Below are 21,076 nucleotides of genomic sequence, written 5' to 3'. Positions count from 1 at the left end.
CCGTGCGCACGCACCGGACCGCCTTGACTCTCGTCCGCGCCCGTCGCCTCCTGCACGCCCGCGTGCGCGTGCGCCGGGTTTATAAGCCGGCACTGACTAAATCAGGCAAGTTCTATGTCAGAGCAGAGTGAATACGGAGCCGGCCAGATACAGGTCCTCGAAGGCCTCCAGGCCGTCCGTAAACGTCCGGCGATGTATATCGGATCCACGGACGGTCGAGGATTGCACCATCTCGTCTACGAGGTCGTCGACAACTCTATCGACGAGGCCCTCGCGGGCTACTGCGACGAGATCACCGTCACGATCCACGGGGACGGCTCCGTCAGCGTCAGCGACGACGGGCGGGGCATCCCCGTCGACACCCACGAGAAGTACGACCGGCCGGCGCTCGAAGTGATCATGACCGTCCTCCACGCCGGCGGGAAGTTCGACTCCAAGTCCTACCAGGTCTCCGGCGGCCTCCACGGGGTCGGCGTCAGCGTCGTCAACGCCCTCTCGGAGCGGCTGGAAGTCGAGGTAAAACGCGACGGCGGCGTCTACCGCCACGAGTTCGCCCGCGGCGAGCCCGTCGAGGGCGCGTTCGAGCGCGTCCGCGACATGGACGAGGGCGAGGACACGGGGACGTACATCCGCTTCTGGCCCGACGGCGACATCTTCGAGACGGGCGACTTCGAGTTCTCGACGCTCGCCAGCCGCCTGCGCGAGCTGGCGTTCCTCAACTCCGGCGTCGCCATCACGCTCGCGGACGAGCGCGACGCGGACGGCGACGCCGCCGACGCGGGCGACGAGCAGACGTTCCTCTACGACGGCGGCATCCGCGAGTTCGTCGGCTACCTCAACGAGGCGCGGACGCCGATCCACGACGAGGTTATCTACTTCGCGGACGAGGACCAGGACATCCACGTCGAGGTCGCGATGCAGGCGACCGAGGAGCTGCAGGGTTCCGTCCACGCGTTCGCGAACAACATCAACACCCGCGAGGGGGGCACCCACCTCACCGGGTTCAAGACGGCCCTCACCCGGACCGTCAACGACTACGCCAACGAGCACGGGCTCGTCAACGACCTCGACGCGAACCTCAAGGGCGAGGACGTCCGCGAGGGGCTCACCGCGGTCATCTCCGTGAAACACCCCGACCCGCAGTTCGAGGGGCAGACGAAGACGAAGCTCGGCAACAGCGAGGTCCGCGGCATCGTCGAGTCCGCGACCCACGAGAAGCTCGGCACGTTCTTCGAGGAGAACCCCGACACCGCCCGGAAGGTCGTCCACAAGGCCGCGGAGGCCGCGCGGGCGCGCAAGGCGGCGAAGAAGGCCGAGGAGCTCACCCGCCGGAAGTCGGCGCTGGAGTCGACCGCGCTGCCCGGGAAGCTCGCCGACTGCCAGACCCGCGACCCCACCGAGGCCGAGCTGTTCGTGGTCGAGGGCGACTCCGCGGGCGGGTCGGCCAAGCAGGGCCGGAACCGCGAGAACCAGGCGATCCTCCCGCTCAAGGGGAAGATCCTCAACGTCGAGAAACACCGGCTCGACCGCATCCTTGAGAACGACGAGATCCGCGCGCTGATCACCGCGATCGGCGCGGGGATCGGCGAGGAGTTCGACATCGAGGACGCGCGGTACAACAAGATCATCCTGATGACTGACGCCGACGTCGACGGCGCACACATCCGGACCCTGCTCCTTACGCTCCTCTACCGCCACATGAAGCCCCTGCTGGAGGCGGGCTACGTGTACGCCGCCCAGCCGCCCCTCTACCGCGTCCGCTACCGCGGCGAGACGTACGACGCGATGACGGAGGCGGAGCGCGACCGGATCGTCGAGGAGAAGTGCGACGGCGACCCGGATCAGGTCCAGCGGTTCAAGGGCCTCGGCGAGATGAACCCCGACCAGCTGTGGGACACGACGATGGACCCGGAAAATCGCATCCTCAAACAGATCAACATCGACGACGCGGCCGCGGCGGACCGCATGTTCAACGTGCTGATGGGCGACGCGGTCGAGCCGCGGAAGCAGTTCATCAAGGAACACGCGACAGAGGCCGAGTGGGTGGACATATGAGCTCCGACGTACCCGACGCGAACCCCGACGACGTCCGCGCCGCACAGGTGACGAACGCCCGCATCGAGGACGAGATGGAGCAGTCGTACATCGACTACGCGATGTCGGTCATCGCCGGCCGCGCGCTCCCCGACGTCCGCGACGGGCTCAAACCCGTCCACCGGCGCATCCTCTTCGCGATGCACGAGGCGGGCGTCACGAGCAACTCCTCGCACCGGAAGTCCTCCTCCATCGTCGGCGAGACGATGGGTGACTACCACCCGCACGGCGACAGCGCCATCTACGACACGCTCGCGCGGATGGCCCAGGACTTCTCGATGCGGTACCCCCTCGTCGACGGGCAGGGGAACTTCGGCTCCGTCGACGGCGACCCGCCGGCGGCGATGCGGTACACGGAGGCCCGGATGGCCCCCATCGCCGAGGAGCTGCTGGCCGACATCGAGCGCGACACGGTCGACTTCACCGCCAACTACGACGACCGGCTCGAAGAGCCGGAGGTGCTGCCGTCGGCGGTGCCGCACCTCCTCGTCAACGGCTCCTCGGGGATCGCGGTGGGGATGTCGACGAACATCCCGCCGCACAACCTCGGCGAGGTCGTCGACGCGACGGTCGAACTGATCGAGAACCCGGAGTCGGCCGTCGAAGACCTGATGGAACACGTCAAGGGACCGGACTTCCCGACCGGCGCGAACATCGTCGGGCGGAACGCGGTTCATAAGGCGTACAAGACGGGTCGCGGTCGCGTCCGCGTCCGCGCCGAGTTCGAGGTCATGGAGGAGGAGGGCCGGATCGTCATCTCGGAGCTCCCATTCCAGCAGAACAAGTCCCGGCTCGTCGAGCGCATCGCCGAGGACGTCAACGAGGGCGCGATCGAGGGGATCCGCGACCTCCGCGACGAGTCCGACCGCGACGGGATGCGCATCGTCGTCGAGCTCAAGCGCGACGCGATGGCGGAGGTCGTCAAGAACCAGCTGTTAGAGAGCCACCTCGAACGCACCTTCGGCGTCATCAACCTCGCGCTGGTCGACGGCTCGCCGCAGGTGCTGGACCTGAAGGAGACGCTCGAACACTACGTCGAGCACCGCCGCGAGGTGGTGCGCCGCCGCTCAGAGCACGAGCTCGCGGAGCGAGAGGACCGCGCGCACATCCTCGAAGGCCGACTGAAGGCGCTCGAACAGGTCGACGACGTGGTCGAGACGATCCAGAACTCCGACGACCGCGACGCCGCGAAGGCCGCGCTGGAGGCGGAGTACGAGTTCAGCGAAGCCCAGGCGGCGCACATCGTCCGCATGCAGCTCGGCTCGCTCACCTCGATGGAGACGCAGGAGATCGAGTCGGAGTACGAGGATGTCACCGCCCGCATCGAGCGGCTGGAGACGATCCTCGCCGACCCCGACGAGCTCGACGCCGTGATCGTCGACGAGCTGAACGACATGAAGGCGGAGTACGGCGACGAGCGCCGCACGAGCTTCATCGAGGACGTCGGCGACGTCACCCACGAGGACCTCATTCCGGAGGAGGAGTGCGTCGTCGTGATGAGCGAGGACGACTACATCAAGCGCATGTCGCTCGACACCTTCCGGGCGCAGAACCGCGGGGGTAAGGGGATCATCGGCACCGGCCTGAAGGAGGGCGACAGGGTCTCCTCCGTGTTCGCCGCGAACTCCCACGACTACCTGCTCGTCTTCACCAACCGCGGACAGATCTACGAGCTGAAGACGTACGAAATCCCGGAGATGTCCCGGACCGCCCGGGGGAAGTCCGCGGTCAACCTCCTCGACCTCGACGGCGGCGAGGAGATCGAGGCGGTGGTGAACACCGACGACCTCGACGACGACGAGTTCCTCACGATGGTCACCCGCGACGGGTACATCAAGCGGACCGCCGTCGACGAGTTCGGGAACATCAGGTCGACGGGGATCCGCGCGATCCGGCTGGAGGACGGCGACGAGCTCGTCGACGTCGAGGTGACCGACGGCGACACGGACATCGTCATCGGGAGCCGGAACGGGATGGCGATCCGCTTCGACGAGTCGGAGGCCCGGGCGATGGGCCGGACCGCCCGCGGCGTGATCGGGATCGACCTCCGCGAGGGCGACGCGGTCGCCGGCGTGGCCGCCATCGACGACGCGTACCACAACTGGGTGCTCACCGTCACGGAGAACGGCTACGGGAAGCGCTCCGACCTCGACGAGTACCGCCTCCAGTCCCGCAACGGGAAGGGGCTGATCGACATCAAGACCGGCGACCGCAACGGCGAGGTCGTCGCCATCGAGGCGGTCACCTACGGCGACCACCTGGTCGCGATGAGCGGCGACGGCCAGATCATGCGGACCCGCGTCGAGGAGATATCCACCGTGAGCCGAAACACGAAGGGCGTTATCGTGATGAACCTGGACCCGGACGACGAGGTCGCCTCCGTAGACATCGTTCCCAAGTCGGTGTACGCCGACGCGGAGGCCGCCGCGGACGAGGCCGATCCCGTCGCCGACGTCCCGGTCGAGACCGAGTAGGTCCCCGATCTTCCCGGCCGCGTCGACCGGGGTCGACCGCTTCTCCCTCTGTCAGAGCCCGCAGGGCCTCCCGACGCTCGCGTGTCCGGGGTTCAACTCTCGCGGCGCCGATCGCGTTCTCATGCGCCGACGCGAACTCCTCGCGGCGACGACCGCGACAGCGACCACGGCGGCGGTCGCGGGCGAGTGCGTGGAACCGCGGTGGCGCGAATTTCAGGAAAATTACTTACCGTTACCGCGAAAACGGCCGGACGAGATGGACGAGTACGAGGGGATAGACGAGGTCGTGCACGAGCCGAGCGAGGCGTTCGCGGAGTCGACGAACGTCGCCGCGTTCATGCGCGAGTACGACATCGACGACTACGAGGCGCTCATCGAACGCACCACCTCGGAGCTCCCGGGCGAACCGGCGTCCGGCGTCGACTGGTTCTGGGACGAGGTCGTCGACTACCTCGACATCGACTTCTACACGGAGTACGACGCGGTTCGTGGCAGCGCGGAGCGGAGCTCCGCGGGCAACCGGACGCAGTCCGGTGACGACAGCGACGGCCCCCAGTTCACCGACTGGTACCCCGGCGGCGAGATCAACGTCGCGCACAACGTCGTCGACAGACACGCCGCGGTCGACTCGCCGAACCGGAACCGGGTCGCGCTGATCTGGGAGGGCGAGCCCGGCGACGTCCGGGAGGTCACCTTCCACGAGCTGGCCCGCCAGACCGACCGCGTCGCCAACTACTTGGAGTCGGTCGGCGTCGAGACCGGGGACACCGTGGCCCTGTACATGCCGATGGTGCCCGAGGTCGTCTCGATCCTCTACGGCTGCCTGAAAGTCGGCGCGATCGCGGTGCCGATCTTCTCCGGGTTCGGGACCGAGGCGACGGCGACCCGGATCGCCGACGCGGAGCCGTCGGTCCTGTTCACCGGCGACGGCTTCTACCGCCGCGGGAGCGAGGTCCGGCTGAAGGGGACCGCCGACGAGGCGATCGCGGACGCGGGCCACGTCGAACACACCGTGGTGTACGACCGATTGGGCGCGACGCCGGCGGCCGAGTCGGCGGGGGGCGACGGCGGTGGCGTCGAGCCGGTCCCGTGGGACGCCGACCGCGACGTCACCTGGGGGGAGGCGGTCGCGTCGCGATCGACCGACTACGAGACGAAGCGGCTCCCGAGCGACCAGGAGTCCATGCTGCTGTACTCCTCGGGGACGACGGGCGAGCCGAAGGGGATCGTTCACACCCACGCGGGCGTCCTCACCCAGTGCGCCAAGGAGATCCACTTCGGCTTCGACCAGAAGCCGGCGGACCGGTTCTTCTGGGTCTCCGACATCGGCTGGATGATGGGGCCGTGGACGCTGATCGGGAACCACGCGTTCGGCGGGACCGTGGTGATGTACGAGGGCGCGCCCGACCATCCCGAGCCGGACCGCTTCTGGGAGCTGATCGACCGGCACTCGATCACGCAGTTCGGCATCTCGCCGACCGCGATCCGCGCGCTCCGCAAGCACGGGGACGAGTGGGTCGAGGGCCACGACCTCTCATCGCTCCGAATCTTAGGCTCCACCGGCGAGCCGTGGGACCCGGAGTCGTGGCGCTGGTTCTACGACGCGGTCGGCGGCGGCGACTGCCCGATAATCAACATCTCCGGCGGCACCGAGATCTGCGGCTGCTTCCTGATGCCGATGCCGAACCAGCCGCTGAAGCCCTGCACGCTCGGGGGACCGGGGCTCGGGATGGACATCGACATCGTCGACGAGACCGGCGAGTCGGTCCGGGACGAGGGGGAGCGCGGCTACCTCGTCGCCCGCGACTCCTGCCCGTCGATGACGAAGTCGCTGTGGTCCGGCGACGAGCGCTACCTGAACGAGTACTGGTCGACGTGGGACGACCTCTGGGACCACGGCGACTTCGCGCAGAAGGACGACGACGGGTTCTGGTTCCTCCACGGCCGCGCCGACGACGCCCTGAACGTCGCCGGGCGGAAGGTCGGCCCGGCCGAGATTGAGGGCGTGCTCATCGACCACGACGCCGTCAATCAAGCGGCCGCGGTGGGCGTCCCGGACGATACGACCGGCACCGCGGTGGTCGCCTACGTCGTCCTCGAACCCAACGTCGAACCGGGCGACGGGCTCCGCGAGGAGCTTCGCGAGCTGGTCGGCGAGGAACACGGGAAACCGTTCCGGCCGCGCGAACTGCTCTTCGTCGACGCCTTCCCGAAGACGCAGTCCGGGAAGATCATCCGGCGCGCGATCGAGTCGGTTTATAACGACGAGGACCCCGGCGACCTCTCCTCGATGGAGAACCCGGAGGCGCTGGCGGACCTCCGCGACGCGGTCTGAGGTAACCTACGCCGCCTCGGCGACCGCCTCGTCGAGCGCGTCGTAGTCCGGCTCCTGTCCCGCGTGCTCCGCGAGCCAGCGGTAGGTCACGACGCCGTCGCCGTCGATCACGAAGACGGCCCGCTGCGCGACCGCGTCGACGCCGTAGCGGTCGAACGACTCGACCACGTCGTACGCCTCGATCGCGCGGTGGTCGGGGTCGCCCACGAGCGCGAACGGGAGGTCGTACTGCGTCCGATAGGCCGCGAGCGCGTGCGGGAGGTCGGTGCTCACGCCGAGCAGGGTGCAGTCGTCGCGGTCGAAGCCGTCCCGGAGCGCTTCCATCTCGTCGGTGCAGGTGTTCGAGAAGGCGGCCGGGAAGAAGGCGAGCACCACGGGATCGTCGCCGAGGCGGTCGCCAAGCCGGAACGATTCGATGTCGCCGTCAACGAGCGGGGCGGTGAAGTCGGGGGCGTCGTCGCCGACTGTCGTCATACCTCCCGGTCGCGCCGCGCGGGTATCACGGTTTCGGCGTTCGTCGACCGACTTCCCGCGAAGGCGGGATTATCGGCGCGTTGCCCGCCTAACGACGACTCGCCGTCGGCTCACCGAGGCAAAAAGACTATAATCGCAAGAGGGTTACTCCGGAACAGAGATGGTAACTGCGACTCCACTGATCGGCGGCATCCCGGCGGGCCCGGAGCTCCTCATCATCCTGCTCGTGCTGGTCCTTCTGTTCGGGGCGAACAAGATTCCGAAGCTCGCTCGGTCGACCGGCCAAGCGATGGGCGAGTTCAAGAAGGGACGCGAGGAGGTCGAGGACGAACTGAAACAGATGCAGGGAGACGACGAGGAGTCGACCGTTAGCGCGGACTCGACGGTCGACGAGGACGAGGACCTCGAGGACCTCGAAACCGAGAAAGAGACGAGCGCGTAGACCTGCTCGGCGACGCCGACCGATCCCCGCTGCGACGTTTTCTCCGCCGCGTTGGGCGCGTGGCCTAGCGGACAGGGCGAGAGGTTCCTAACCTCTCGATCGCGGGTTCGAATCCCGCCGTGCCCGTATCTCACTGCGTCCGATACGGGCACGGCTGACCCTCGCCCGCTCACTTCGTTTCGCTCGCGAGGATCCCGTCGCGCCCGTTCCTTCGCTTCGCTTGACCGTGTCTGAGTACACATGATCCCGTCCGCCAACGTGGCGGCGAAGCACGCCGGAAAGACGGACCTCGATCTCCACGAGAAACGCACCACATTCTACTCGATAGCACTCTATACCGCTCCACCTACACCGGCGCAATGTGGCGATTATCGGGCCGTTTTGCCGATCAAAACGCATCGTCCGCATTTGTTAACCCCCTGATTTCGGGTGCGGAGGCGGATTCTATCGAACGATTCGTCTCCGCGCGTCGTATCTCGCGGTCCCTGTTCTGACCGATTCGGAACCGATCAAAATCGACTGCCGAACGCGAAGGACGTAATCAGACCGGCGTCGCGGCGGTGCCGGACTCGGCCATCCGCCAGACGGTGAGCGCTCCCGTCACGCCGAGGCCGACCGCGAGCGCGAACAGGACGGCGTCGGTGCCCGCGGTGGCGATCAGTTTGCCGGCCACGACGGGCGCGACGAACGACGCCGCCCACCCGGCCACGCTCGCGATCGAAACGGCCGTTCCGGCGGCGCTCGGGGCAACGAACTCCTGAATTGACTGGTACATGAGCCCGATCTGCAGTTGGAGGAACACCCCTGCGAGGACGAGCGTCGCGACGAGTACCGCGATAGTCGTGCTGTAGTACATGAGGACCGAGAGCACGGTGGCGCCGACGAACGAGGCGGCGAAGACGGGCCGCCGTCGCCGGGCGAACACCGTGTCCGACAGCCATCCGCCCGTCGGCCGAGCGAGGATCCCGACCGCGGGAAACAGCGCGACGAACGCGCCGCTCTCCGCCAGCGACACGCCGAACTGACGGGTGATGTACGTCGGCATCCACGAGTTAAACACCATATACAGCGAGTAGCCGAGGCCCGTGACGGCGACGATCATCCACACGTTCCGGTTTCTCAGCACCCGCTTGAAGCCGATCAGCGTTATCGGGTCCGGAGCCGTGGCCGCCCGGAACCCGCCGACCCGCCCGACCGCGACGGAGAGCGCGAGCGACATCACGAAGACCGCGCCGCCGAAGACGGGGAACACCCCCGGCCAAGCGACGACCTCGGCGAGGCGCGGCGCACCGAGTTGTCCGAGCGCGTACCCGGCGGGATATCCCGAGATGATCACCGACGTCGCCGTCGCCCGCCTGTCGGGTGGGAACGTCCTCGACCCGACGTTGATACTGACGACCCAGAGAACGAACATTCCGACGCCTGCGAACAGTCGCGACGCGATCAGCAGCGAGACGGTCCCCTCGCTCGCGGCGAACCAGTCGCCGACGCTGCCGACGAGGAGGACGGCCGCCGCCGCGGGGATAACCGCACGGGTCTCGACGCGATCGAGATAGATCCCAACGGGAATACCGATCACCGTCGCGGCCACCTGTGGCATCGAGACGAGTGCGGCGGCCGTGGTCTCGGTGATGTCGAGATCGGTCATCATCAGCGTGAGGATACTGGCCGGGGTGATCAGGTACGCACCGACGAACAGGAGCAGCAACCACGCGGCCGCGATAGTTACGACCCGCCACGCCGAGTCTCCGACGAGGTCACCGCCTCCGGTCAGCTTGGTATGCAAGACGGTCTCGATTGACAGTGTTTGGAAATAATCCTATTGGTGGTGATACAAGGCGTCGAGCGGTGGTGTCGCTGAGCCGCCGGTGTCCGTCTGCGGCGCAGACCGTTCGCGTCGTATCCCGCAGACGCCGGATCGGCCGGGGAGACCGACCGCTTCGACACTACCGGTTATCGACGGACCCCCCGCGAATTCGCGAAAGCCGACGACGAGGGACACTTACCCAGTCTCGTCCAGCCGCGGGAACGACCGCCACGCGAGCCACACAGAGAAGACGGCGATCGCGAGCGTCGCGCCCGCCAGCAGCGGCCCGGGCTCGTACAGGAGGGGCGGGTGGTAGCCGACCCCGTAGTCGAGCGCGACGTTCCCGACGGCCAGCACGAGTGCGAGTCCGAGCGCCCCGCGGCTCGTCCGCCCGAACGCCGGGAACAGCAGCGCGAGCCCGACGAAACAGAGGTGCGTGCCGAGCACGCCCCAGTAGTAGATCCACGCGTCGGGGGCCGCGACGTACTGCGAGAAGGCGAGGTTCAACGAGACCAGCGGCCAGAGGCCGAACGTGACCAGCCAGACGAACGCGAGGGTGTGGAGGTACGCCAGCGGCCGCGACGCGGGAGCGTCGGCGGCCACGCTCCCGCCGGAAAGCACCGTCGGCACGAGCGTCAGCAGGACCGCCCCGCCGAGCGCGACCGCGACCGCCGAGTCCGCGTACAGCGGCCACAGCGGAACCGGCACGTCGCCGGCCGTCGGGGCGTAGTAGCCGGCGCCGACCGCGAGCATGAACGCGACGAACGCGAGCACGACGCCGAGGCTCCGGGGGGTGCCGAGCAGCTCCTCGGCGACCGCCTCGCGGACGCGCCGCCGGACGGGCGCCCGTCGGAGCCGCCCGAGGGACCGCAGCCCGTCGGGGGCGTCGGAGCGTGTCACACCGTCCGCTTCGACCCCGACGAACTAAAGGCCCGCTCTCCGTTCGGCCGCGGCCGGGTCCGGGCCGAGCGCGGCGGCCGACGAACCGCCCCGGGTTGAATAGTAAACAACAGGGATTTTGCTCGTCCGACGAGTAGCCCGCGGTATCGACGCGCCGCGTCGCGTTCCGGTACGCGGCCGGTGCCGTCGCGTTTCACATGAGTTCCACATCCCGCGGCGTTCTCGACGCCGCCGATATCGTCGTGGTCGGCGAGACGGCGTGGTCGAACGCCTACGTCGACGCCCTCCGAGATCGGTCCGACGCGAGCGTCCGGGTCGTCCCGACGGCGGCGGCGGCGCTGGACGCCCTCGGAGCGTCGGCGGTCGACTGCGTGGTGACCGACTACGAGCTCCCGGGGACCACGGGCGTCGAACTCGCTCGCCGGATACGCGACCGGACGGCCTCGCTGCCGGTCGTCTTGGGAACGACCGCGGGGAGCGAGGCGATCGCCAGCGAGGCGATCGGCGCCGGCGTGACCGACTACCTCGCGATCGACGACCCGCTGCCGGACGCGGTCGACGACGCGATTCGGCGGACGGAGCGGGCCGTCCGGGAGGCCCGCCGGTCGGTGACGCGACGCGAGCGCGCGCGGCAGTTCGACGCCTCCTTCCGAGACGCCAGGTCGGCGACGTGGGTGCTCGACCCGGACGGGCGGCTCACGCGCGTCAACCAGGCCGCCCTGGATATGGTCGACGCCGACGCCGACGCCGTCGTCGGCGACCCGTTCTGGACCCTCCCGTGGTGGTCCGAGGGCGACCGTCCGCGCGAGGACATCCGCCGGCTCGTCGACGCCGCGCGGGGCGGGGAGTTCGCCCACGCCGTCGTCGTCCGGGACGCGACCGACGACCGGGTGCTGGAGCTCTCCGTCCGGCCGGTCACCGACGAGCGCGGGGACCTCTCTTCGATCGTCGTGGACAGCGCGGACATCACCGACCGGGTCGCCCTCGAGCGGGAGCTCCGGCGGTCGGAGAAGCTCCACCGCGTCACGCTCAACAACATGACCGACACCGTCCTGATAACCGACGAGGACGGGGAGTACACCTACGTCTGCCCGAACGTTCACTTCATCTTCGGGTACACCGCCGAGGAGATCCGCGAGCTGGGAACCATCGAGGACCTGCTCGGGGAGGACCTCTTCGACCGAGAGGCGCTCGCCGAGGAGGGCGTCCTGAAGAACATCGAGACCACGGCCACGGACAAGGCCGGCCACGAGCACACGCTGTTGGTGAACGTCCGCGAGGCGTCAATCGAGGACGGCACGCTGCTGTACAGCTGCCGGGACGTCACGAAGCGCAAGCAGCGCGAGCGGGCGCTCGCCACCCTCCAAGAGACCGCTCGGGACTTCCTCTACGCCGAGACCCACCGCGAGATCGCCCGTCACCTCGTCGACGACACCCCGGACGTGCTCGGTCTCGACGCCGGCGCCGTCTACCTCTTCGACGCCGACGACACCCGACTCCGGCCAGCCGCCCGCTCGCAGGCGATGCGGAACGTCCACGGCCCGCTGCCGGCCGTGCACGCGGACGGTCGCGACCTCACGAGTCACAGCTTCGTCGAGAACGAGGCGCTGTTCTTCGACGACGTGCACGACTCGGACCGCCTCACGGACCGCGCCACGGGCCTCCGGAGCGCGGCGTACATCCCCCTCGGGAACCACGGCGTGTTCGTCGCCGGCTCGACCGACGTCGGCGCCTTCGACGACGTCAGGCGGGAGCTGGCCGACCTCCTCGCGGCGACCGCCGAGGCGGCGCTCGACCGGGTCGACCGGGAGTCCCAGCTCCGCGAGCAGGACCGCGAGCTCCAGCGCCGAAACGACCGGCTCTCGGCGCTCGACCGGATCAACGAGACGATCCGCGAGATCGACCACGGGATCGTGCAGGCCGAGACCCGCGAGGAGATCGACCACACCGTCTGCGAACGGCTCACCGCGGACGGGCGCTTCCGGCTCGCGTGGATCGGCGCCCGCGACGACGCCGGCGACGCGGTGACGCCGCGGGCGTGGGCGGGGACCGATCGGGGCTACCTCGACGCGCGGACGTTCCCCGTCGCTCCCGAGAGCGTCGAACCGGCGGGCCGGACGGCGGCGACCGGGGAGGTGACCCACGTCTCGAACGTCGCGGCCGACATCCGCGCGGCGCCGTGGCGTTCGGACGCGATCTCCCGCGATCTGCTCTCGGTGTTGAGCGTCCCGCTGGTGTACAACGACCTCTCGTACGGCGTGTTGACCGTGTACGCGGAGGCGCCGGACGCGTTCGACGAGACCGTACAGGCCGTGCTCGCGGAGCTCGGAGAGACGATCGCCGCCGCGATCAGCGCCGGCGAGCGCAAGCGCGCGCTGCTCACGACCTCGATGACCCGCGTCGAGTACGCGGTCCGCGACCCGTCGTTCGTGCTCTCGCAACTGGCCGAGACCGCCGGCTGCACGGTCTCTTACGAGGGCGGCGTTCGACAGACCGTGAGCGGCAACGACGTGTTCCTCACCGTCGAGGACGCGCCGCTCGACGCGGTCGTCGACGCGACCGAGGAGCTCGTGGCCGTCGAGGCCGTTCGGCGGATCCGGGGCGGCGACGCCGGAGGGGTGGTGCGACTCCGACTGGCCGAGCCCTTCCTCGCCGCGGATCTGGCGGAACACGGCGCCGTCCTCCGGAGCGCGACGGCGACGGCCGAAGGGGCGGAGTTGGTCATCGACGTTCCCGGCGGGGGCGAACACAGACACGTCACGCGGCTCGTCCGCGACCGGTTCGCCGACGTCGACCTCTCGTCGAAGCAGTCGCGCGAACAGGCGTCCGAACACGGGTTCTACGCGTCGGTGCTCGACAGGCTGACCGACAGACAGCTCGAGGTCTTAGAGACCGCGTACTACAGCGGGTTCTTCGAGTCGCCGCGGAAGGCGACCGGCGAGGTCGTCGCGGACTCGCTCGACATCTCTCCGCAGGCGTTCTACCAGCACATCCGAACGGCCCAGCGGAAGCTGTTCGCGGCGCTGATCGACGACCACGCGCCGGTGGCCGCCGGCCACGTCGACCGCTGATCCCGGCCCCCTGCTCTGCCACGATAAGGTTTAATTATAAACTACTCCGTTCGAGGCGTGGTTGGATGAGCAACTACTGAATATATCCTTATATCCCCAATATGCCCTTGTAGAGTCCCGCGCAGACGCGCCGGAACTCACGACCACCAATGAGGGACGTCGACCAGAAATCGGCCGAGGAATCGCCCTACGAGTGTTTCGACTGCGGACACGTCGTGCTCGCCGAGAACAATCCCGGTCAGTGTCCCGACTGCGGGGGCGAGATACGGAACCGACACACCCCGCTCGAGTGACGATGGGTCCGACATCGACGACGGCCGGCGACGGGCCGCGAGCGGAGACCCGATCGGAACCGAACGACCCTGAACCGAACGAGCCGGAATCGGCGCTGGAGACGGCGCGCCGACAGCTTCAGCACGCCGCCGATCACCTGGATATCGATCCGAACGTGGTCGAACGGCTCAAACACCCTAAGCGGGTCCACGAGGTCACCGTCCCGATCGAACGCGAGGACGGGGACGTGGCGGTGTACACCGGGTATCGCGCGCAACACGACAGCGTCCGCGGCCCGTATAAGGGCGGGCTCCGGTATCACCCCGACGTGACGCGCGAGGAGTGCGTCGGCCTCGGCATGTGGATGACGTGGAAGTGCGCCGTGATGGACATCCCGTTCGGCGGTGCGAAAGGCGGTATCGCGGTGAATCCGAAGGACCTGACCGACGAGGAGACGGAACGGCTGACGCGCCGGTTCACGGACGAGATCCGGGCCGTCATCGGTCCCACGACGGACATCCCCGCGCCCGACATGGGGACGGACCCGCAGACGATGGCGTGGCTGATGGACGCCTACTCCATGCAGGAGGGCGAAACGATCCCCGGCGTGGTGACGGGGAAGCCGCCCGTCGTCGGCGGGAGCGAGGGCCGCGACGAGGCGCCGGGCCGGAGCGTCGCTATCGTCGCCCGCGAGGCCGTCGATTACTACGGGAAGGCGATCGGTGAGACGTCGGTCGCGGTGCAGGGGTTCGGAAGCGTCGGGGCGAACGCCGCCACGCTGCTCGACGACTGGGGGGCGAACGTCGTCGCCGTGAGCGACGTCACCGGCGGCGTCTACGACCCGGACGGCCTCGACACGCGCGCGATCCCCTCCCACCGCGAGGATCCGGAAGCGGTGATGACCCACGAGGCGCCGGGGACGGTGACGAACGACGCCCTGCTGGAGCTCGACGTCGACGTGGTGATCCCGGCGGCGATCGGGAACGTGCTGACGGCCGACAACGCCGACGACGTCGCCGCGGACATCGTTATCGAGGGGGCCAATGGTCCGACGACGAGCGCGGCGAGCGAGGTCTTCGCCGAGCGCGACGTGCCGGTGATCCCGGACATTCTGGCCAACGCCGGCGGGGTGACGGTGAGCTACTTCGAGTGGCTTCAGGACATCAACCGCCGCGCGTGGTCGCTCGACCGCGTCAACGACGAACTGGAGACCGAGATGCTCGGCGCCTGGGGAGACGTCCGGGAGGAGTTCGAAGCGCGGGACGTGACGTGGCGCGACGCCGCCTACATCGTCGCCCTGTCGCGGATCGCCGAGGCGCACGAGGCGCGCGGGCTCTGGCCCTGAGGGGTCGCTCCCGCCGCGGGTCGAGCCCGCGCCGTCGGAAGTGACCGGCGGCGCCGTCGGAGAGAGGGTCGGCCGCGCGCCATCGCCGTCAGTCGATCGGCTCGTCCGCCGCTCCGGTCACCCCCTCCGGGGATTATCAGTCGCGGGTTTTTGCGAGACACCTTTTTCAACGGTTGCGGCGTTCCCGTACGCATGGCAACCGAGGACGCCGAGCGTTCGCCCCTCTCGCCCGACGAGACGGCGGACTCCGCGGCGTCCGATCCCCCGGTCGCGGTGGGACGGTACTCGTGGCGCTCGTTTCTCCGCGACCGCGGCCGTGACGACGCCGCGGACGAGCTGTACGCCGACATCGGCGAGGGGCCGGTCGTCCCGTCGACCGCCGTCGACGCCCACTTCGAGGACGGCGTCGACCGAGTCATCCGCGCCGCCGGCGTCGACGAGCCGTACACGACCGACGGCGACACCGCCGTCCCGGGACACGGAACCCCCGAGGCGGGCGCCCTCGTGATCGGCCCCGACCGAGTCGTCCTCAGCGGCGCGGCCGTCGTCCCCGCCGGGACCTCGACCGCGGCGAACCCTCTCGACCCGAGAGCGGAGTCGGTCGGAACGACGGAGGGGGGCGACGGAGACGGCGAGGCGGGCGATGGCGAGGAAGACGACGCCGATGCCGACAGAGAGGGTGACGGCGAGCGGGACGACGGAGCCGACGGCGACGGCGATGCCGACAGCGACGGGGACGACGGCGATGCCGACAGTGGGGATGATTCTGACAGCGACGGGGACGACGGCGATGCCGACAGCGGGGATGATTCTGACAGCGACGGCGAGGAGGACGACACCGACGGCGAAGAGGCCGTCGTTCCGACCGAACCCGACTCTGCCGCTGGGGACGGATCGGAAGGACCGGACGAGCGAGAGGGGCCGACCGAGCCGGACGAACGCCCCGGAATCGCGGTCGACGGCGCGGGCGTTCCCGGGGTCGTGGTCGCTGCGGGCAACGACGTGGAATCGGTCCCTCGGCGCGTCCCGACCGCTGAGGAGTGGGCTCGCGTCGGCGTGGACCCGGGCGAGTTCCTCGGCTTCGACCCGTCCGAGACCGGGTACCGGGTAGGGGCGGCCGCCGCCGTCGGCGACGCCCTCTGGGACCTGTGCTCGGCGCGGTACGACCTCTACTCGGTGCCGGTCTTAAAGGGGTACTACACGTGGGACGACTACCGCGACGAGTTCTTCCTCGACGAGGACGGGACCCCGCCGACCGGCGAGGACGACGAGCCGCTGGCGTTCACCCACGAGGACAAGACCGAAGCGCTCGGGTTCGACCCCGACCGGACGGAGGAGCTCCTCGGCGCGGGCGGGAGCGCCGCCGCCGAGCTCGCCGACCTGGTCGACGAGCGCACGGTGAACGTGAACCCCGACGTCGACGAGGACGAGTTCTTCTCGACGGCGGACGGCGACACCACCCTCGCGAACCGGTACGACCTCGAGAAGGCGGTCCCGATGCCGAAGAAGGTCCACTTCCGAGAGATCGAGCGGTACTGGGTGAACAAGCCGTACGCGTTCGTCATCGTGTTCCGCTCGACGAAGGAGAACGAGGTGAAGTACTACGCGGTCCAGCCGTACCGGACCGACATCGAGGCCGACCTCGTCGAGTTCCTGACGGGGAAGCTCCGCACCTCGATCAAGTACGCCGACGAGGCGATCGCGGGCGGGGACGAGGCGTTCCGGAAGGACGTTATCGTCGACGAGACGCTCACCCTGCTCGACCGGTACGACCTCTACGAGCGCGAGGACGGCGACCGCGGGGTGATCGACGACCTCGTCGACGACGTGGTCGACCGGTTCGGCTTCGACGTCACCGAAGGGATCGCCGCTCGGATCACGGAGTCGCTCGGCTACGTGCCCCCGACGAAATCGGGGGCTGAGTCGGCGCCGGCGACGATCCTCGCCCGGCCCGAGCCCGCGGTGTTGGCCGAGGACCCGGAGACGCTGTCGGAGCACCAGGTCGAGAAGCTGCTGTACTACCTCAAGCGGGACTTCATCGGCTACGAGCGGATCGACCCGATCAAGTACGACATCAACGTGGAGGACATCTCCTGTGACGGGTACAACTCCCCCGTCTTCGTCTACCACTCCGACTACGAGCAGATCATCACCAACGTCTACCACGAGACCGACGAGCTCGACGACTTCGTCGTGAAGCTCGCGCAGCGCTCCGGGAAGGGGATCTCGAAGCGGCGCCCGCAGGTGGACGCCACCCTCCCCGACGGCTCCCGCGCCCAGCTCACGCTCGGCCGGGAGGTGTCGGACCACGGGACCAACTACACCATCCGACAGTTCAACGAGGTCCCCTTCACCCCGATCGACCTGATCAACTGGAAGACGTTCTCGCTCGACGAGATGGCGTTCCTCTGGCTCTCGATCGAGAACCACAAGAGCCTGATCTTCGCGGGCGGCACCGCCTCCGGGAAGACGACGAGCCTGAACGCGGTCTCGCTGTTCATCCCCTCGAACGCGAAGATCGTCTCCATCGAGGACACCCGCGAGGTCGAACTGCCGCAGCGCAACTGGATCGCCTCGGTCACCCGCCCCTCCTTCTCCGACGACGACAAGGGCGACATCGACGAGTTCGACTTACTGGAGGCCGCGCTCCGGCAGCGCCCCGACTACATCGTGATGGGCGAGATCCGCGGTGAGGAGGGCCGGACCGCCTTCCAGGTGATGTCGACCGGCCACACCACGTACACCACCTTCCACGCCGACACGGTCGGCGAGGTGCTCAAGCGGTTCACCACGGAGCCGATCAACGTCTCGAAGACGATGTTCACCGCCCTCGACCTGGTCTCCGTTCAGACGTCGACCCGGGTGCAGGGAAAGAAGGTGCGCCGAAACAAGTCGCTGACCGAGATCAACCACTACGACGCCGAGAACGACGAGATCAACGTTCAGGACGTGTTCCAGTGGCAGGCGGAGACGGACGAGTTCCTCCAGATGGGCGACTCGAACACCCTCGAAGACATCATGTTCGACCGCGGGTGGAGCCGCGAGACGCTGAACGAGGAGCTCCGGAAACGCCGGGTCGTGTTAGCGTACCTCATCGACCGCGGGCTCAACAGCTACGCGCAGGTGGCGGCGACGTTCCAGGCGTTCATCAACGACCCCGAGACGGTGCTCGCGCTGATGGCGAACGAGGGGCTGGAGCGCTCGCTGGAGGACCTCCGGGAGATGGAGTCCGTGCTCATCAACGTCGACCGCGACAAGGAGGAGATGATCCCCCGCCCCGAGCCGGACGAGGCGGGCCGCGCGGAGGTAGAGCGGATCCTCGCCGACGCCGGGGACCTGTTCGCCGAGTACCGGGGACGGATGCCCGACTCCGTCGCCGACGCGCTGCTCGACGTCGCGCCCGCCGCCGACGTCGAGGCGACGCCCGACGACGACCACGGGACGCTCGCGGAGGCGGCCCGCGAGGCGGCGGCGCTCCACCCGGAAGCGGGCGGCCCCGAACTCCCCCAGATCGCCGCGGAAGCCGAGAGCGCACCGATCGACGGAACGCCGCCGGAGGCGGTGACGGCCGACGGCGGTGCCGGCGTCGAGTCGAGCGATCGGTCCCCGTCGTCGGAGGAACCGGCGAACGGGACGGAGGCGGCGGATGGATCGGGGTCGGGCACCGGGGTCCGTGACTCGAATGGCGCCGATTCGGGCGGTGGAAGCGGCGCTATCGACTTCGACGAGCCGTTCGAGGAGGGGATCGACGTGTTGGACCCGGCCGCGGAAGACGGCGAGGCAGGGCCCGATGACGACGCGGAGAGCGACGGCGAGGCGGGGGAGGCGGAGAGCGACGGCGAATCTGGAGAGACGGAGAGCGACGGCGAATCGGAAGAGACGGAGAGCGACGGCGAGGCGGGGGAGGCGGAGAGCGACGGCGGGGAGAGCGCTGACGACATCGACGACTGGGGGTTCGGCACGGTCGAGTCCCCGGAGGAGCGGTAGCGCCGTGACCCCGACGAGGTGGCTCGCGTGAGCCTCGACGCGGGGGTCGGCGACGGCTCCGCCGACGCCGACGTCCTCGCGGAGCTGTTCTACCCCGTCTTCGAGCTGCTGTTCGACCCCGACGGCGACTTCGTCGGCGACGTCGAGCGCAAGCTCGCGGAGGCGCGGATGCCGGACCAGGTCGAGATGTACGTCTCCCGAGCGCTCGGCGCCGGGCTGCTCGCCGGTGGGCTGCTCTGGGCGCTCGGCACGCTGATCGGGTACGGCGTGTTCTCGCTCGGGCTGATCGACCCGAACACGCTTTCGCTCGGGATGCCCGCGCCCACGCCGGCGATCCAGGAGCTGTTGCGGTCGCTGGTCGTGCCGACCGCGGTGCTGATAAGCGGGCTCGTCTTCGGGTCGATCGGCTTCGCGCTCGGGTTCGGCGCCCTCGTCGCGGTCCCCTACTCGCGCGCGTCGTCGCGGAAGCGCGAGATCAACCTCCTGCTCGCTGACTCCGTCTCGTTCATGTACGCGCTCTCCGTCGGCGGGCTCAATCAGCTCGAGATCCTGCGCGCGATGGCGACGGCGGAGGACACCTACGGCGAGGTCTCCCGCGAGTTCCAGAGCATCGTCAACGAGACGGAGTACTTCGGCACCGACTACCGGAACGCGATCCGCCAGCAGTCGATGGAGACCCCCTCCGACGAGCTCTCGCAGTTCCTCGCCGACATGCTCTCGATCGTCAACTCCGGCGGCGACATGGAGAGCTTCCTGAAAGACAAAAAGGAGAAACACCTCCGCACGTCGAAACAGGAGCGCGAGATGACCCTGGAGACGCTGGAGCTGTTCGGCGAGATGTACATGACGCTCTCCTTATTCCCCCTCCTCCTGATCATCATCCTCGTCATCATGGGGATGATGGGGGAGGCGGACGACCGACTGCTGTACGCGACGGTGTACGTCCTGATCCCGCTGACCGGGATCGGCTTCCTCGTGCTCGTCTCGACCGTCAAGCAGGACGAGCCCGGCGACGGCTACCTCCGCCCCGACGGCGGCAGCGAGCGGCTCCGACAGACGAGCCAGGAAGGGCTGCTCCACTTCGGACTCATCGAAGGGTTCGTCGGTCGATTCGGCGTCTTCGACCGGATCCGCGACCGGGAGGGGACGTACAAGACGAAACGGATCGTCTCGGCGCCGCACCTCTTCCTGCGCGACAACCCGCTGTACACGCTGGCGCTGACCGTACCGGCCGCGGTCGCCATCGTCGCCATCGCGGCGCTCACGGGCAACGCGCCGACGACCTTCGACGGATGGGTCGCCCGCCCGGTCTGGTCGGCGTTCGTCTGGATCTACGTCCCGGCGTACCTCGTGCTGGGCCCGCTCGCATTGTTCCACGAGTGGAGCCAGCGATCGAAGCGGGCGATCACGGGGAAGCTCTCGGAGAGCCTCCGGAAGCTCTCGTCGGCGAACGACACCGGACAGACCCTGCTGGAGTCGGTCCAGACGGTCTCGGAGACGTCGACCGGCCAGCTCGCCGAGGAGTTCGAGGTGATCCACGCGAAGGTGAACTACGGGATGAGCCTCCGGGACGCCATGGTCGAGTTCAACAACACGTACGCGGTCCCGCGGCTCGCCCGGACGGTGAAGCTCATCTCGGAGGCGCAGGAGGCCTCCTCGCAGATCACGGACGTGCTGACGACGGCGGCGCAGGCCTCGGAGAACCAGGACGACATCGAGCGCGAACGGATCTCCCGGACCCGGATGCAGGTGGCCATCATCGTGATGACGTACGTCACGCTGCTCGGCGTGATGGCGATCCTCCAGACCCAGTTCATCGACGTGATGGGCGACCTCTCGTCGCAGGCGGACGGCGGCGGGGCGGCGGCCGGGGG

At 68.6% G+C, this 21,076-nt stretch carries 12 protein-coding genes and 1 tRNA gene; 10 read left to right on the top strand and 3 right to left on the bottom strand.

The genetic code is table 11. The features are described 5' to 3' along the window. The first annotated feature begins 114 nt into the window (after positions 1 to 114). The 3 genes from gyrB to DJ75_RS11110 all read left to right on the top strand — a co-directional run bounded on the left by gyrB (position 115) and on the right by DJ75_RS11110 (position 6,903). Positions 115 to 2,055 (top strand): DNA topoisomerase (ATP-hydrolyzing) subunit B, encoded by a 1,941-nt coding sequence (gene gyrB, locus DJ75_RS11120; RefSeq protein ID WP_094524535.1) that lies wholly within the window; start codon positions 115 to 117, stop codon positions 2,053 to 2,055. Further along, the gene (gene gyrA, locus DJ75_RS11115; protein ID WP_094524534.1) at positions 2,052 to 4,568 is read left to right on the top strand and encodes a DNA gyrase subunit A; all 2,517 of its coding nucleotides are present in this window, start codon (positions 2,052 to 2,054) and stop codon (positions 4,566 to 4,568) included. Before gyrB ends, gyrA begins: the two co-directional genes overlap by 4 nt. 256 nt (positions 4,569 to 4,824) lie before the next feature. Beyond that, on the top strand, positions 4,825 to 6,903 hold the full coding sequence (locus DJ75_RS11110; protein ID WP_094524596.1) for an AMP-binding protein: 2,079 nt from the start codon (positions 4,825 to 4,827) through the stop codon (positions 6,901 to 6,903). A 6-nt stretch (positions 6,904 to 6,909) separates the two neighbouring features. On the opposite strand, the gene DJ75_RS11105 is transcribed toward DJ75_RS11110, so the two are convergent. After that, the gene (locus DJ75_RS11105; RefSeq protein ID WP_094524533.1) at positions 6,910 to 7,377 is read right to left on the bottom strand and encodes a redoxin domain-containing protein; all 468 of its coding nucleotides are present in this window, start codon (positions 7,375 to 7,377) and stop codon (positions 6,910 to 6,912) included. Positions 7,378 to 7,537: 160 nt separating this feature from the next. Between DJ75_RS11105 and DJ75_RS11100 the strand changes: the two genes are divergently transcribed. After that, positions 7,538 to 7,819 (top strand): twin-arginine translocase TatA/TatE family subunit, encoded by a 282-nt coding sequence (locus tag DJ75_RS11100; RefSeq protein WP_094524532.1) that lies wholly within the window; start codon positions 7,538 to 7,540, stop codon positions 7,817 to 7,819. 53 nt (positions 7,820 to 7,872) lie between these two features. Next, a tRNA-Arg gene (locus tag DJ75_RS11095) sits at positions 7,873 to 7,945 on the top strand. A gap of 415 nt (positions 7,946 to 8,360) precedes the next feature. Here the strand turns inward: DJ75_RS11095 and DJ75_RS11090 are convergent. Continuing rightward, a complete protein-coding gene (locus tag DJ75_RS11090) occupies positions 8,361 to 9,605 on the bottom strand; it encodes a nitrate/nitrite transporter (protein WP_254921962.1) in 1,245 nt (414 codons plus the stop codon). A gap of 216 nt (positions 9,606 to 9,821) precedes the next feature. Continuing rightward, positions 9,822 to 10,526 carry a DUF1405 domain-containing protein gene (locus DJ75_RS11085; protein ID WP_094524531.1) on the bottom strand — a complete coding sequence of 235 codons (705 nt, stop codon included), beginning with the start codon at positions 10,524 to 10,526 and terminating at the stop codon, positions 9,822 to 9,824. Positions 10,527 to 10,723: 197 nt separating this feature from the next. Between DJ75_RS11085 and DJ75_RS11080 the strand changes: the two genes are divergently transcribed. The 5 genes from DJ75_RS11080 to DJ75_RS11065 form a co-directional block, all read left to right on the top strand. Continuing rightward, entirely contained in the window at positions 10,724 to 13,597 is a 2,874-nt protein-coding gene (locus DJ75_RS11080) for a bacterio-opsin activator domain-containing protein (protein WP_094524530.1), read from the top strand. Between the two features lie 149 nt (positions 13,598 to 13,746). Further along, positions 13,747 to 13,890: a rubrerythrin-like domain-containing protein gene (locus DJ75_RS18280; RefSeq protein WP_141212022.1), complete on the top strand. Its 144-nt coding sequence runs from the start codon at positions 13,747 to 13,749 to the stop codon at positions 13,888 to 13,890. A 2-nt stretch (positions 13,891 to 13,892) separates the two neighbouring features. After that, complete coding sequence (gdhB, locus tag DJ75_RS11075) at positions 13,893 to 15,215, top strand: glutamate dehydrogenase GdhB (protein WP_094524529.1); 1,323 nt, start codon at positions 13,893 to 13,895, stop codon at positions 15,213 to 15,215. A gap of 192 nt (positions 15,216 to 15,407) precedes the next feature. After that, positions 15,408 to 19,202, top strand: coding sequence for an ATPase, T2SS/T4P/T4SS family (locus tag DJ75_RS11070; protein WP_094524528.1), 3,795 nt, complete (start codon positions 15,408 to 15,410; stop codon positions 19,200 to 19,202). A gap of 27 nt (positions 19,203 to 19,229) precedes the next feature. Continuing rightward, on the top strand, positions 19,230 to 21,076 hold a 1,847-nt coding region (locus tag DJ75_RS11065), incomplete at its 3' end, for a type II secretion system F family protein (protein WP_141212021.1).

It is taken from the genome of Halorubrum sp. Eb13 (assembly GCF_002252895.1).
GTDB lineage: Archaea > Halobacteriota > Halobacteria > Halobacteriales > Haloferacaceae > Halorubrum.
The sequence above is the reverse complement of the archived record's forward strand: the minus strand, read 5'-3'. Positions and strand labels throughout refer to the sequence as shown.